The following is a 12,410-nucleotide window of genomic DNA, read 5'->3' as shown; positions in this document are numbered from 1 at the left end:
CCCCATGCCCGACCACCTCAGCACCACCCGGTTCCCGGTCAACGTCGACGCCGCCCTCCGCGAGGCCGGCTGGCAGCCCGGCCGCTGGGACATCAAGCTCGCCGAAGAATGGGCCGACACGCTCCGGGCCCACATCTCGCCCGCCGGACACCGGCACAGCGTCTTCCCCGCCGCGGTCGAGGCCTGGGCCGAGTTCGGCGGCCTACGGATCACCGCACCCGGCCACGGCCGGCAGATAGCGCCCGCCGCCGTCCGCTTCGACCCGCTCGCGGGCCTCCACCTCTCCCGCACCCTCGCGGACCTCGGCCGCGCCCTCGACACCGAACTCGCCCCCCTCGGCGAGGAGGGCGACCACCAGGCCGTCCTGGCCATGGACGTCGAGGGCCGGGTCTACAGCCTCGACCACGCGGGCGACTGGTACCTGGGCAAGGACATCGACGCGGCCCTGTCGACCCTGATCACAGGAGCCCAGCCGGTCCGCCTGACGGCGGGCTAGACGGGCGGAGCCGGGGCCACGGACCGGCCACGGCGAGGCACCTGCCCACAGGACGGCCGCCCCGGCGAGGCCCCGCCGACCCGGCTAAGCCTCCGTCGGCAGGACCGCCGAGACCTTGAAGCCGCCCGCGTCCGTCGGGCCCGACACGAACACGCCGCCGAGCCGCAGCACCCGCTCGCGCATGCCGACCAGACCGTTCCCGCCGCTCGGCAGCCCCACATCGGCCACCGCCGCGTCCGAAGGCCCGTTCTCCACCTGCATCGCGACCTCCGCGTCCCGGTGCGCCAGACGCACCACGACCTTCGCGCCCGCCGCGTGCTTGTGGACGTTCGTCAGCGCCTCCTGCACCACCCGGTACGCCGTCCGCTCCACCTCGGGGGCGTACGGACGCACCTCCCCGATCACCAGGAACTCCACCGCCGCCCCCGCGAGCCGCGACTGCTCGCACAAGGCCTCCAGGGCGTCCAGGCACGGCCCGTCGTCCGCGGCCGCCTCGGCGGCGGCCGCCGCCGCCCGGCCCACGGCCGCCAGCGGCACCGCGGCGGGCTCGGCCGGAACCGCCTCCTCCCGCAGCACGCCCAGCATCTCCCGCAGCTCCGTCAGGGCCTGCCGGCCCATGTCCCCGACCAGCGCCGCGTTCTTCACGGCCTTCTGCGGATCCTTCAACGCCACCGCCTGCAGCGCGGCCGCGTGCACCACCATCAACGACACCCGGTGCGCGACCACGTCGTGCATCTCCCGCGCGATCCGCGTCCGCTCCTCCTGCCGGGCCCACTGCGCCCGCTGCTCGGCCCGGTCGGCCAGCAGCGACAGCTCCTGCTCCAGCGAGTCCGCCCTCTCCCGCAGGCTCTCCATGAGCCGGCGCCGCGCCCCTATGTAGAGGCCGAAGAGAACGGGCGGGGCGTTGAGCCCGAGCGTCATGAAGAGGGAGACGCTCGGCACGTACCAGCCGCTGGGATCGATGTCCGGCGGGCCGACGTCCGCCTGGGCGAGGTCCTGCTTCATCCGTACGACGGTCACGACGAAGAGCGCGAGGGTCGACATCCCGGCGAGGACGGCGGTGATCCGCCGGGGCACGTCGGAGGCGGCGAGCGAGTACAGCCCGACGATCCCCATGAGGAAGGCCATCTCGGCGGGCGCGACGGCGATCGACACGAGCACGACGGCGATGGGCCAGCGGCGCCGGAAGACCAGCACGGAACCGACGAGCAGCCCGAAGACCACGCCCACGGGCACGGGCAGCGAGGCCTTGTCGGCGAACCCGACGCCCTCGACGGCACACTCCAGCGCGGACACCAGCGCGAGCCCCACGTCGAGCACGGCGCTGCGCCGTCTCCCCCACCACCACCAAGTCCCGACGCGCTCGGCGTCCCGGTCCGCCCCCGTTGTGGTCATACCCACCACCCTACGGGTGGGACCCCGCGTCAACCCCGGACACACCAGTCCCTCGAACTGTTGAATCGCCCAGATTTTCGATCCGGACGTCCGGATTCCGGACGATGGTGTTCGCATGACAGCCGCCACCAGCAAGTACGCGGACTTCGAGAACCTGCGCGAGCAGGCCGTCACCCTCCGCCGCGAGGGCCTCAGCCGACGCCAGATCCGAGACCGCCTCCACGTCGACAACAACGACATCCTCAACCGCCTCCTCGAAGGCGAGCCCCCGCCGGAGTGGACAAAGCGGCCGAACGCGAAGGACGACCTCCGCGACCGCGCCCGCGAGCTGCGCCTCCAGGGCATGACCTACGACCAGATCCAGGTCGAGCTGGGCTGCTCGAAGAGCTCGATCTCCCTGTGGGTCCGGGACCTCCCGAAGCCGGACCGGAAGCGGACCCGGGAGGAGGCGTCGGAGATCGCGCGGCGGGGCTGGGAACCGACGATGCGCCGCCGCGAGGAGAACCGCCAGTCGGTCAAACGCGCGGCGGCCGAGGAGATCGGAGCGATGTCGGAGCGCGAACTCTTCCTGCTGGGCGTGGGCCTGTACTGGGCGGAGGGCACGAAGGACAAGCCACACGCCCGCCGGGAACGCATGACGTTCGTGAACAGCGACCCCGGGATGATCCGGGTCTTCACCGCATGGCTCGATCTCCTTGGCGTCGAGCCGGAGCGACGGAAGTACTGCGTGATGATCCACGAGACCGCGGACGCGGGCGACGCCGAGCGGTACTGGGGCGACCTCGTCGGCGCCGACCCCTCGGCCTTCGGCAAGACGACCATCAAGCGGCACAATCCGCGAACCAACCGCAAGAACGTCAACGCCGACTATCACGGCTGCCTCGCGATCCGAATCCTCGGCAGCGCCGATCTGTACCGTCGCATCGAAGGGGCCTGGTGCGGCATAGTAGGGGCCGTCCCGATCTCCCTACCGGGGAATCGGACATAAATGGCGAACCATCCCGGATCGTCTAAGGGCAGGACAAATGGTTTTGGTCCATTGAATGAGGGTTCGAATCCTTCTCCGGGAGCCACGCGAAGCGGGTCCTGACCGTCCAGGTCAGGACCCGCACTCATGTCCGCCTTCTTGCTCCCCGGTATCCTTCGTGGGTCCACCACCCAAAGCCGAAGGGCATTCCTGTGAGCGCCAACCGCCCGGCAGCCGTCGTCGTCCTCGCAGCGGGTGAGGGCACCCGCATGAAGTCGAAGACCCCCAAGGTCCTGCACGAGATCGCCGGGCGTTCGCTCGTCGGGCATGTCGTGTCCGCCGCCCGGGAGCTGGAGCCCGAGCACCTCGTCGTGGTCGTCGGGCACGCCCGGGAGCTCGTGAAGGAGCACCTCGACGCGTACTACGCCGGGACCCGGACCGCCGTCCAGGAGCAGCAGAACGGCACCGGGCATGCGGTGCGGATGGCGCTGGAGGAGCTCGTCGAGGCGCCCGAGGGGACCATCGTGGTCGTCTGCGGTGACACCCCGCTGCTGTCCGGGGAGACGCTCAAGGCCCTCGCCGGTACGCACGCCGCCGACGGCAACGCCGTGACCGTGCTGACCGCCGAGGTTCCGGACTCCACCGGGTACGGGCGGATCGTGCGGGACGCCGATGGCGCCGTGACCGAGATCGTCGAGCACAAGGACGCCTCCGCCGAGCAGCTCGCGATCCGGGAGATCAACTCCGGCGTGTTCGCGTTCGACGGGAAGCTGCTCGCCGAGGCCCTCGGCCAGGTCCGGACGGACAACAGCCAGGGCGAGGAGTACCTCACCGACGTGCTGTCCATCCTCCGTGAGGCCGGTCACCGGGTCGGTGCGTCGCTCGCCGGCGACCACCGCGAGATCCTCGGGATCAACAACCGCGTCCAGCTCGCCGAGGCCCGTGCCCTGCTGAACCAGCGGCTGCTCGAGCGGGCCATGATGGCCGGCGTCACCGTCCAGGACCCCGCCTCCGTCTTCGTGGACGTCACCGTGACGTTCGAGGCCGACGCCGTGATCCTGCCGGGTACGCAGCTGCTCGGTGCGACGCACATCGCCGAGGACGCCGTGGTCGGCCCGAACACGCGCCTGACGGACGTCACCGTCGGCAAGGGCGCCCGCGTGGACAACACCGTCGCCTTCTCCGCCGTCGTCGGCGAGGGCGCCTCCGTGGGCCCGTTCGCGTACCTCCGTCCGGGGACGAACCTCGGCAAGAAGTCCAAGGCCGGCACGTACGTCGAGATGAAGAACGCGACGATCGGCGAGGGCACGAAGGTCCCGCACCTGTCGTACGTGGGCGACGCGACCATCGGCGAGTACTCGAACATCGGTGCCGCGAGCGTCTTCGTGAACTACGACGGCGAGGCGAAGCACCACACCACGATCGGCTCTCACTGCCGTACGGGTTCGGACAACATGTTTGTGGCTCCCATCACCATCGGGGACGGGGCCTACACCGCCGCGGGGTCCGTGATCACGAAGGACGTGCCGGCCGGTTCGCTCGCCGTGGCCCGGGGCCAGCAGCGGAATATCGAGGGTTGGGTGGCCCGGAAGCGGCCCGGCAGCGCTGCCGCGCAGGCCGCTCAGGCAGCCGCCGAGGAGTCCGCCGGCGAAAGCTGACCGGAAACGGGTACGCCGAACACGGCGTACCGTGATACGTGCACACAAATTCGGCTGGCACGCACATGCGCTCGACAGGCGCGGGGTCGCGGCCAGAGAACACGTCTGAGGAGACAGTGCTGTGACCGGGATCAAGACGACCGGCGAGAAGAAGCTGATGCTCTTCTCCGGCCGCGCCCACCCCGAGCTGGCCGAGGAGGTCGCGCACCAGCTGGGCGTCGGTCTCGTTCCGACCAAGGCGTTCGACTTCGCCAACGGTGAGATCTACGTCCGCTTCCAGGAGTCGGCGCGCGGCGCCGACTGCTTCCTGATCCAGAGCCACACGGCTCCGATCAACAAGTGGATCATGGAGCAGCTGATCATGATCGATGCTCTGAAGCGGGCCTCCGCCCGGAGCATCACCGTGATCATCCCGTCGTACGGCTACGCCCGTCAGGACAAGAAGCACCGCGGCCGTGAGCCGATCTCGGCGCGTCTGGTGGCGGACCTGCTGAAGACGGCCGGTGCGGACCGCATCCTGACCGTGGACCTGCACACGGACCAGATCCAGGGCTTCTTCGACGGTCCGGTGGACCACCTGTCGGCCCTCCCGGTCCTCGCGGACTACGTGGGTGCGAAGGTCGACCGCGACAAGCTGACGATCGTCTCCCCGGACGCCGGCCGCGTGCGCGTCGCCGACCGCTGGTGCGACCGTCTGGACGCCCCGCTGGCGATCGTGCACAAGCGTCGTGACAAGGACGTCGCCAACCAGGTCACCGTGCACGAGGTCGTCGGTGACGTGAAGGGCCGCGTCTGTGTCCTCGTCGACGACATGGTCGACACGGGTGGCACGATCTGCGCCGCCGCCGACGCGCTGTTCGCGCACGGTGCCGAGGACGTCATCGTGACGGCCACGCACGGCATCCTGTCGGGTCCGGCCGCGGACCGCCTGAAGAACTCCAAGGTCAGCGAGTTCGTCTTCACGGACACGCTGCCGGTTCCGGGCGCCCTGGAGCTGGACAAGATCACGGTGCTGTCGATCGCGCCGACGATCGCCCGCGCGGTGCGCGAGGTCTTCGAGGACGGTTCGGTGACGAGCCTCTTCGAGGAGCACTGAGCCCTCGCCGAATAGTTGAGAAGGGCCGTTTCCCCCGGTTGGGGGAAGCGGCCCTTTCTCATGTGCCGAGCGTTCTCAGTGCGTCGACCGCGATCCTCGCCGCCCTCCCGATCGCCGCGTCCGCCGCCGGCAGGGTGACGTCCGTGGAGGCCGCCCGGGTGAAGACGGCGACGGCGTACCGGCCTCCGTCGGGGTATTCGACGACGCCGGCCTCGTGGCGGAGGGTGGGCAGGGAGCCGGTCTTGCCGCTGACGCGGACGTCGTCGAAGGGGAAGCCCGCGGCGAGGCGGTGGGTCCAGGCCTGGAGGCCGAGGAGGGCCCGCAGTTCTTCGCCGTACTCGCCGGGGCAGACCTCGTCGCGCCAGACGGCGGCGAGGAGGGCGGTGATCTCGCGGGGGGTGGAGCGGTTGGTGCGGGTGGGGTCGAGGGCGCGGAGGCGGGTGACGGCGGCGGGGTCGGTGTAGGCGGCGGGGTCGCCGGCGGCGTCCTCGCGCATCGTCTCGTACAGCTCGCGCATGGTGTGGACGGCTCGGGTGTGGGTGAGTCCGAGTTCGGCCATGGTCGTGTTGACGGTGTCGAGGCCGAGGGCGTCCCAGAGGAGGTCGGCGGCGGTGTTGTCGCTGACGGCGACGGCGAGGCTCGCGAGGTCGCGGAGGGAGAGGCGGGCGGCGTCGCGCATGACGGAGAGGCCGGTGGAACCGGGGGCGCGGCCTTCGGCGGGGATGTCGACGGGCCGGGTGGGGTCGACGAGGCCGAGGTGGGCCTGGCGGTAGAGGGTGGCGACGAGACAGAGCTTGTGGACGCTGGCGGTCGGTACGGGGGTGTCGGAGCCGACGCCGAGGGCGGCGCCGGTGTCGATGTCGGTGGCGTGGAGCCGGCCGGTGACGCCCGCGTCGGTGAAGGCCGCGGTGATGCGGCGGGTGGCGGGGTGGGGGGTCACAGGGGGAACTCCGATGCGGGGCGGGGGAAGACCATCCTGGCGGACGGTGCGGGGCGCATGTCGGCGTGCTCGCGGAGGATCTCGTGGGCGGTGTCGGCGAAGAGGCGTACGGCGGGTCCGTCCTTGCCGTCGGGCCAGGCGGTGGAGGTGCGCCAGGTGACGGGGTTGCCGCGGAGGGGGCGCCAGACGGTGCCGGCGCCGTCGGGGGTGCGGGGGACGAGGGCGATGGCGTGGCCGGAGAGGACGAGGCCGCGGGTGAAGTCGGGTCCTGCGGCTTCGTGGACGGTGGCGGGGGTGCAGCCGTGGCGGGCGCAGGCGGTGAGGGTCTCGTCGTGGAGGGCGGGGGCTTCGGCGCGGGGGAAGAGGACGAGGTCGCGGCCGGTGAGGGCGGCGGCGGGGAGTTCGGGGGGTGCGGCGAGGGGGTCGTCGGCGGCGAGGAGGGCGCCGAGGGGCTGGTGGAGGGTGGGGCCGAAGGCGAGGCCGGGGGCGGGGCAGGGGTGGCGGACGATGCCGACGTCGAGGGTGCCGGCGGTGAGTTCGGCGGTCTGTTCGGTGGTGGGGAGTTCGCGGAGTTCGAGGTCGGCGCCGGGTGAGCGGGTGCGGAAGGCGGTGAGGAGGGCACCGACGGCGGGGGCGCCGAGGCCGGGGGGTACGGCGGCGCGGAGGGTGCCGAGGGCGCCGCTGTGGACGCGGGCGACGGTGGCGGTGAGGCGGTCGGCGGCGGTGAGGAGGTGTTCGGTGTCGGCGAGGACCAGGCGGCCGGCGGGGGTGAGGGTGGCGCCGCGGGGGCCGCGGTCGAGGAGGCGGACGCCGAGTTCGCGTTCGAGGCGCTGGATGCGCTGGGAGAGGGAGGGCTGGGCCATGCGCAGGCGGGCGGCGGCGCGGCCGAAGTGCTGTTCCTCGGCGACGGTCCGGAAGTACCGCAGGTGCAGGAGCAGGTCCATGAGCAGCAAGGATAGGTGTTTGCCTATGGTTTCGATCCTGATATGCGTCTTGGACTGGTCGTACGGGTGTCTGTTTCGCTGCCTGGTATGACGACGCATCGGGGACAGGTACGGGGACGGGGCCGGGGCCGTCGGCGCAGGTGGCCGGCGGTGGTGGTGGCGGGAGTGCTGGTGGCGGGGGCCGCCGGGTGGGCGGTGGCGTACGGGCCGCTGAAGCCGGGTGCGGAGGGGCCGGTGGTGGCGGATCCGGAGGCCGTACGGACGGCGAAGGCGTTTCTGGGCAGGTGGGCCGCGGGTGATCTGGCGGCGGCGGGGCAGTTGACGGATGCGCCTGAGAAGGCGGAGCAGACGCTGCGGAACTTCACGGCGGGTCTGGAGATCGCGAAGCCGGTGCTGACGGCGGGTGCGGCCCGGGCGGAGGGTGAGGCGGGGGCGCGGCTCGCGTTCGCGGCGAGGATGCCGGTGGCGGGGCTCGGCACGTGGTCGTACGGCTCGGAGCTGGCGTTGGCGCGTACGGATGCGGGGTGGAGGGTGCGGTGGGAGCTGCCGCTGATCCATCCGCAGCTGAACGACGAGCAGCGGTTCAAGCTGGTGCAGGAGGAGTCGAAGGAGCTGGCGGCGGTCGACCGGGACGGGAAGCCGATCTCGGCGGCGGAGCATCCCTCGCTGGTGTCGGTGCTGGGTCTCGGCGGGGGGACTCCGCGGGGCGAGGTGCAGGTGGTGGACCGGATCACCGGGGAGACGAAGGGGACGGCGGTGCGGTTCGGGCCGGATCCGGGGAAGGGCGGGGGTCCGCTGCGGACGACGATCGACGCGCGGACGCAGCGGGCGGCGGAGGAGGCGCTCGCGCGGCACGCCCGGGGGCGGAGCGCGGGTCTGGTGGCGCTGCGGATCGACACCGGCGAGGTGGTCGCGGTGGTGAACGGTCCGTCGGGCGGCTTCAACCGGGCGTTCCAGGGGACGTACGCGCCGGGGTCGACGTGGAAGGTGGTGACGAGTGCGGCGCTGCTGGCGAAGGGGGCGGTGACGCCTCGGTCGCGGGTGGACTGTCCGAAGTACCTGACGGTGGGGAAGCAGTTCCACAACGTGGAGACGTCGGAGATCCCGGACGCCACGTTCCGGCAGGACTTCATCCATTCGTGCAACACGGCGTTCGTGGCGCTGCGGGGGCGTCTCGCGAACGACGAGATGACGGTGTTCGCGAAGGAGTACTTCGGGCTGGGTCCGGAGTGGAAGACGGGCGTGAGTTCGGTGGACGCGAAGGTGCCGGTGCCGGCGGACGAGCCGGAGAAGGCGGCGTCGCTGTTCGGGCAGGGGCGGCTGCGGACGAATCCGCTGGCGATGGCGTCGGTGACGGCGACGGCGGTGTCGGGGACGTTCCACCAGCCGCTGCTGGTGAAGGGGACGGAGCAGCCGGAGGTGGCGACGAAGCCGCTGCCCGCGGGGGTGGTGGCGGGGTTGCGGTCGCTGATGCGGGACACGGTGACGGACGGTTCGGCGAAGGTGCTGGCGGGGGTGCCGGGTGAGGTGGGGGCGAAGACGGGTACGGCCGAGGTGACGGAGGACGGGAACAACAACGGCTGGCTGGTGGCGTACGACGGGGAGATCGCGGTGGCGTGCGTGGTGGAGGAGGCGGAGAGCGGCTCGGGCTCGGCGGGCCCGGTGCTGAGGGACCTGCTGAACGAACTGGCGGGGTGACCTGCGGGGCGGGGCCGGGGCCCTGGGGCCGGGCGGGCGTGAGCGCGGGGCGGGCCCTGGGGCCGGGCGGGCGTGACCGCGGGGCGGGGCCCTGGGGCCGGGCGGGCGTGACCGCGGGGCGGGGCCCTGGGGCCGGGCGGGCGTGACCGCGGGGCGGGGCCCTGGGCGGTCTGGGCCGGGGTGGCTCAGGGCCCCGCGGGCCGGGCTGTGGGCGGATCGGTCCGTCCGCCCCGCGCGGGGCCGCGCGCTGATCCATTTGGGCGGGTCCGGAGCGGCGGGTAGACTGCCGTAGTTGCTCGGCGAGGGAGGCCGTGCCCGTAAGGGTCACGGCGGTCCGTTATCGACGCGCTCTTCGTAGCAGGCCATCGCCAGTCGTGGCCGGGTGACCACCTTTTTCGTCACCTTCTACGAGGAGTGCACCATGTCCGAGGTCAAGCTCGCCGCTTCCGTCCGCACCGAGTTCGGCAAGGGCGCCGCCCGCGCGATCCGCCGTGCCGCCCAGGTTCCCGCCGTCGTCTACGGCCACGGCTCGGAGCCGGCCCACATCACCCTCCCGGCCCACGACCTCGGCCTCGCCCTGCGTACGCCGAACGTCCTGCTCTCCCTGGACATCGAGGGCAAGAACGAGCTGGCGATCCCGAAGGCCGTCCAGCGTGACGCCATCAAGGGCTTCCTGATCCACGTCGACCTGCTCCTCGTGAAGCGCGGCGAGAAGGTCACGGTCGAGATCCCGGTCCAGGCCGAGGGTGAGCTCGCCGCGGGCGGCAACCTGCTGGAGCACGTGCTCGGCACGCTCTCCGTCGAGGCCGAGGCCACCCACCTCCCCGAGGCCGTCACGGTCTCCGTGGAGGGCCTGGAGGCCGGTGCCTCCGTCCTCGCGAAGGACATCACCCTCCCGAAGGGCGCGACCCTGGTGACCGACGCCGACGCCGTCGTCCTGCAGGTCCTGGCCGCCCAGGCCGAGGAGCCGGCCGCCGAGGCCGAGGCCGCCGAGGGCGCCGAGGCCTGAGCCGTAGGCTCTGCCTGACGTGACGGGGTGACGGGCCGTACGGGCCCGTCACCCCGTTTCTCTTGTACGGACGCGCTGTGCACGGATACGAGGAGACCTGACGCACATGACGGACGACGCGAACGCGCCCTGGCTGATCGTCGGCCTCGGCAACCCCGGGCCCGAGTACGCGGCCAACCGGCACAACATCGGTTTCATGGTCGTGGACCTGCTCGCGGACCGGATCCGCGGCTCGTTCAAGCGGGCGCAGAAGGCGCAGGCGCAGGTCGTCGAGGGCCGGATGGGGCCTCCGGGACCTGAGAACCGGCGGGTGATCCTCGCGAAGCCGATGTCGTACATGAACCTCTCGGGCGGTCCGGTGACGGCGCTGCGCGACTTCTACAAGGTGCCGACGGCGCACGTCGTGGCGGTCCACGACGAGCTGGACATCGACTACGGGGTGCTGCGGCTGAAGCTGGGCGGCGGCGACAACGGGCACAACGGTCTGAAGTCGATGACGAAGGCGATGGGCGCGGACTACCACCGGGTGCGGTGCGGGATCGGGCGTCCGCCGGGCCGGATGCAGGTCGCGGACTTCGTCCTGAAGGACTTCTCGTCGACGGAGCGCAAGGACCTGGACTGGTTCGTGGACCGGGCGGCGGACTCGGTGGAGTGCCTGGTGGCGGAGGGCCTGGAGCGGGCCCAGTCGGCGTACAACTCGTAGGGCCTGGCGCCGGGAACGTACGACTGTACGATCGCGGGTCATGACGCACGCCCGTAACGCCGCCATGGCCCTGGTCGCCCTGCTCCTCCTCGTCGCGGGCGCGTGGTCCTCGTGGAACTCCGCCCAGCACGTCCTGCTCGCGAAGGGCCGTGAGCACGGGACGCTGGCGGTGACCGACTGCAACGACGAGACGTGCAGAGGGCGTTACACCCCGGAGGATCCGTCGTCGACGCGCCGGACGCTGACGATCGCGCGTTCGGTGGCGGCGGAGAAGGGCGTGACGATCCCGGTGGTGGTGAAGCCGGGCACGGACGAGGGCGTGCGGACGGGCTGGGGCGGCGGGTTGCACGCGTGGCTTCCGCTGGGCGGGGCGCTGCTTCTGGCGGCGCCGCTGGTGGGCGGGGGGCTGCAACTGCGGCGGACGGCTTGGTCGTTGGCGGGGGTCGGCGGTGCGGTGCTGGTGGCGGCGTTCTTCGCCCTCTGATGCCCCGGTCGAGCCCGGTTCCCGGGCCGATCGTCATGGACTGCTGGCTTAAGCACGACTCAAGCCGATGGATAGGCTGCCCCAGCCACCTCCCACGGCATCCTCATCCCACAGATGGACGACTGCACATGCGACGCTCCTTCATACCCGCAGCCGCTCTTGTCGCGGCCATGGCGGGCTCTTCCCTGGCTCTGGCCCCCGCCGCTTTCGCGTCGGACGGCACCCACCACTACAACCTCCACCAGCCGACGCCGATCACGGCCGCCGGCTACGGCAAGGGCGGGGACTGCTCGACGATCCCGGCCGACAAGGACGGCTGGCACTTCGTCATCCCCGGCAGCGACGTCGACTTCGTCAAGCTGACGGTGACGTTCGAGCCGGGCGGCGAGCAGGTCATCACCTCCTTCGGTCCGCCGTCCGACAAGCACGCGTACGTGGCCTCCGCGCCGGGCGCGAAGCTGGTGTCGGCCGAGGCCGACGTCGACGGTGTCATCAAGCAGGGCTGGTTCAACCTGTCCCACACCTGCCCGGCCGCCGAGACCGGCACCACGGGCGGGACGACCACGGGCGGCTCCACGACCGGCGAGCAGACCACCGGTGAGACCACGACCGGCGAGACCACCACGGGTGAGACCACCACCGGCGGCTCCACCACCGGCGAGACCACCACGGGTGAGACCACCACCGGCGGCTCCACCACCGGCGAGACCACCACGGGCGAGACCACCACCGGCGGCTCCACCACCGGCGAGACGACCGCCACCGGCGGCTCCACCTCCGGCGAGACCTCCGCCACCGGCGGTTCCACGACCGGTGGTTCGGCCACGGGCGAGACCTCCGCCACGGGCGGCTCCGCCACCGGCGGCGAGGTCAAGGACGAGAACGGCAACCTGGCCGAGACCGGCTCCAGCGCCCCGGTCGGCATCATCGCCGCCGTCGCCCTGGCCCTCGCGGCCGCCGGTGCGGTCCTGGTGACCCGCCGTCGCAAGGCCCAGCAGAACTGACGTACTCCGTCATGAC

General features: G+C 71.9%; 12 protein-coding genes and 1 tRNA gene. 10 read left to right on the top strand and 3 right to left on the bottom strand.

Going from position 1 to position 12,410, the window contains the following annotated elements:
- Positions 1-4: 4 nt before the first annotated feature.
- A complete protein-coding gene (locus ACFYX3_RS28425) occupies positions 5-496 on the top strand; it encodes an SUKH-3 domain-containing protein (RefSeq protein WP_376582185.1) in 492 nt (163 codons plus the stop codon).
- A gap of 84 nt (positions 497-580) precedes the next feature.
- Here the strand turns inward: ACFYX3_RS28425 and ACFYX3_RS28420 are convergent, their stop codons facing one another.
- Positions 581-1,891, bottom strand: a complete 1,311-nt coding sequence (locus ACFYX3_RS28420; protein ID WP_382659786.1) for a sensor histidine kinase — start codon at positions 1,889-1,891, stop codon at positions 581-583.
- Positions 1,892-2,006: 115 nt separating this feature from the next.
- Between ACFYX3_RS28420 and ACFYX3_RS28415 the strand changes: the two genes are divergently transcribed.
- The 4 genes from ACFYX3_RS28415 to ACFYX3_RS28400 all read left to right on the top strand — a co-directional run bounded on the left by ACFYX3_RS28415 (position 2,007) and on the right by ACFYX3_RS28400 (position 5,612).
- Positions 2,007-2,879, top strand: coding sequence for a hypothetical protein (locus tag ACFYX3_RS28415; RefSeq protein WP_389018997.1), 873 nt, complete (start codon positions 2,007-2,009; stop codon positions 2,877-2,879).
- A gap of 11 nt (positions 2,880-2,890) precedes the next feature.
- Positions 2,891-2,964 (top strand) — tRNA-Gln (locus ACFYX3_RS28410).
- 106 nt (positions 2,965-3,070) lie between these two features.
- Positions 3,071-4,516, top strand: a complete 1,446-nt coding sequence (gene glmU, locus ACFYX3_RS28405; protein ID WP_389018994.1) for a bifunctional UDP-N-acetylglucosamine diphosphorylase/glucosamine-1-phosphate N-acetyltransferase GlmU — start codon at positions 3,071-3,073, stop codon at positions 4,514-4,516.
- A 121-nt stretch (positions 4,517-4,637) separates the two neighbouring features.
- Positions 4,638-5,612: a ribose-phosphate diphosphokinase gene (locus ACFYX3_RS28400; RefSeq protein ID WP_352026009.1), complete on the top strand. Its 975-nt coding sequence runs from the start codon at positions 4,638-4,640 to the stop codon at positions 5,610-5,612.
- Between the two features lie 58 nt (positions 5,613-5,670).
- On the opposite strand, the gene ACFYX3_RS28395 is transcribed toward ACFYX3_RS28400, so the two are convergent.
- Complete coding sequence (locus tag ACFYX3_RS28395) at positions 5,671-6,552, bottom strand: serine hydrolase (RefSeq protein ID WP_389018987.1); 882 nt, start codon at positions 6,550-6,552, stop codon at positions 5,671-5,673.
- Positions 6,549-7,496: a LysR family transcriptional regulator gene (locus ACFYX3_RS28390; RefSeq protein WP_389018984.1), complete on the bottom strand. Its 948-nt coding sequence runs from the start codon at positions 7,494-7,496 to the stop codon at positions 6,549-6,551. The genes ACFYX3_RS28395 and ACFYX3_RS28390 overlap by 4 nt, the downstream gene beginning before the upstream one ends.
- A gap of 87 nt (positions 7,497-7,583) precedes the next feature.
- Here ACFYX3_RS28390 and ACFYX3_RS28385 point away from each other — a divergent pair, with 87 nt between their 5' ends.
- From ACFYX3_RS28385 to ACFYX3_RS28365, 5 genes are all read left to right on the top strand, one after another.
- The gene (locus ACFYX3_RS28385; RefSeq protein ID WP_389018981.1) at positions 7,584-9,194 is read left to right on the top strand and encodes a penicillin-binding transpeptidase domain-containing protein; all 1,611 of its coding nucleotides are present in this window, start codon (positions 7,584-7,586) and stop codon (positions 9,192-9,194) included.
- 421 nt (positions 9,195-9,615) lie between these two features.
- Positions 9,616-10,203 (top strand): 50S ribosomal protein L25/general stress protein Ctc, encoded by a 588-nt coding sequence (locus ACFYX3_RS28380; RefSeq protein WP_389018978.1) that lies wholly within the window; start codon positions 9,616-9,618, stop codon positions 10,201-10,203.
- Positions 10,204-10,309: 106 nt separating this feature from the next.
- Positions 10,310-10,906, top strand: coding sequence for an aminoacyl-tRNA hydrolase (gene pth / locus ACFYX3_RS28375; RefSeq protein ID WP_116160548.1), 597 nt, complete (start codon positions 10,310-10,312; stop codon positions 10,904-10,906).
- A 40-nt stretch (positions 10,907-10,946) separates the two neighbouring features.
- The gene (locus tag ACFYX3_RS28370; RefSeq protein ID WP_389018976.1) at positions 10,947-11,390 is read left to right on the top strand and encodes a hypothetical protein; all 444 of its coding nucleotides are present in this window, start codon (positions 10,947-10,949) and stop codon (positions 11,388-11,390) included.
- A gap of 170 nt (positions 11,391-11,560) precedes the next feature.
- A complete protein-coding gene (locus ACFYX3_RS28365) occupies positions 11,561-12,394 on the top strand; it encodes an LPXTG cell wall anchor domain-containing protein (RefSeq protein ID WP_389018974.1) in 834 nt (277 codons plus the stop codon).
- Positions 12,395-12,410: the final 16 nt, after the last annotated feature.

It is taken from the genome of Streptomyces sp. NPDC002463, from assembly GCF_042889835.1.
GTDB classification, from domain to species: domain Bacteria; phylum Actinomycetota; class Actinomycetes; order Streptomycetales; family Streptomycetaceae; genus Streptomyces; species Streptomyces nymphaeiformis.
This window is presented reverse-complemented; position numbering and strand designations above follow the sequence as displayed.

Coding starts and splice junctions, on each gene's coding strand:
- ACFYX3_RS28425 (WP_376582185.1), top strand. CDS start 5: ATGCCCGACCACCTCAGCACCACCCGGTTCCCGGTCAACGTCGACGCC.
- ACFYX3_RS28420 (WP_382659786.1), bottom strand. CDS start 1,891: ATGACCACAACGGGGGCGGACCGGGACGCCGAGCGCGTCGGGACTTGG.
- ACFYX3_RS28415 (WP_389018997.1), top strand. CDS start 2,007: ATGACAGCCGCCACCAGCAAGTACGCGGACTTCGAGAACCTGCGCGAG.
- ACFYX3_RS28390 (WP_389018984.1), bottom strand. CDS start 7,496: ATGGACCTGCTCCTGCACCTGCGGTACTTCCGGACCGTCGCCGAGGAA.
- ACFYX3_RS28385 (WP_389018981.1), top strand. CDS start 7,584: ATGACGACGCATCGGGGACAGGTACGGGGACGGGGCCGGGGCCGTCGG.
- ACFYX3_RS28380 (WP_389018978.1), top strand. CDS start 9,616: ATGTCCGAGGTCAAGCTCGCCGCTTCCGTCCGCACCGAGTTCGGCAAG.
- pth (WP_116160548.1), top strand. CDS start 10,310: ATGACGGACGACGCGAACGCGCCCTGGCTGATCGTCGGCCTCGGCAAC.
- ACFYX3_RS28370 (WP_389018976.1), top strand. CDS start 10,947: ATGACGCACGCCCGTAACGCCGCCATGGCCCTGGTCGCCCTGCTCCTC.
- ACFYX3_RS28365 (WP_389018974.1), top strand. CDS start 11,561: ATGGCGGGCTCTTCCCTGGCTCTGGCCCCCGCCGCTTTCGCGTCGGAC.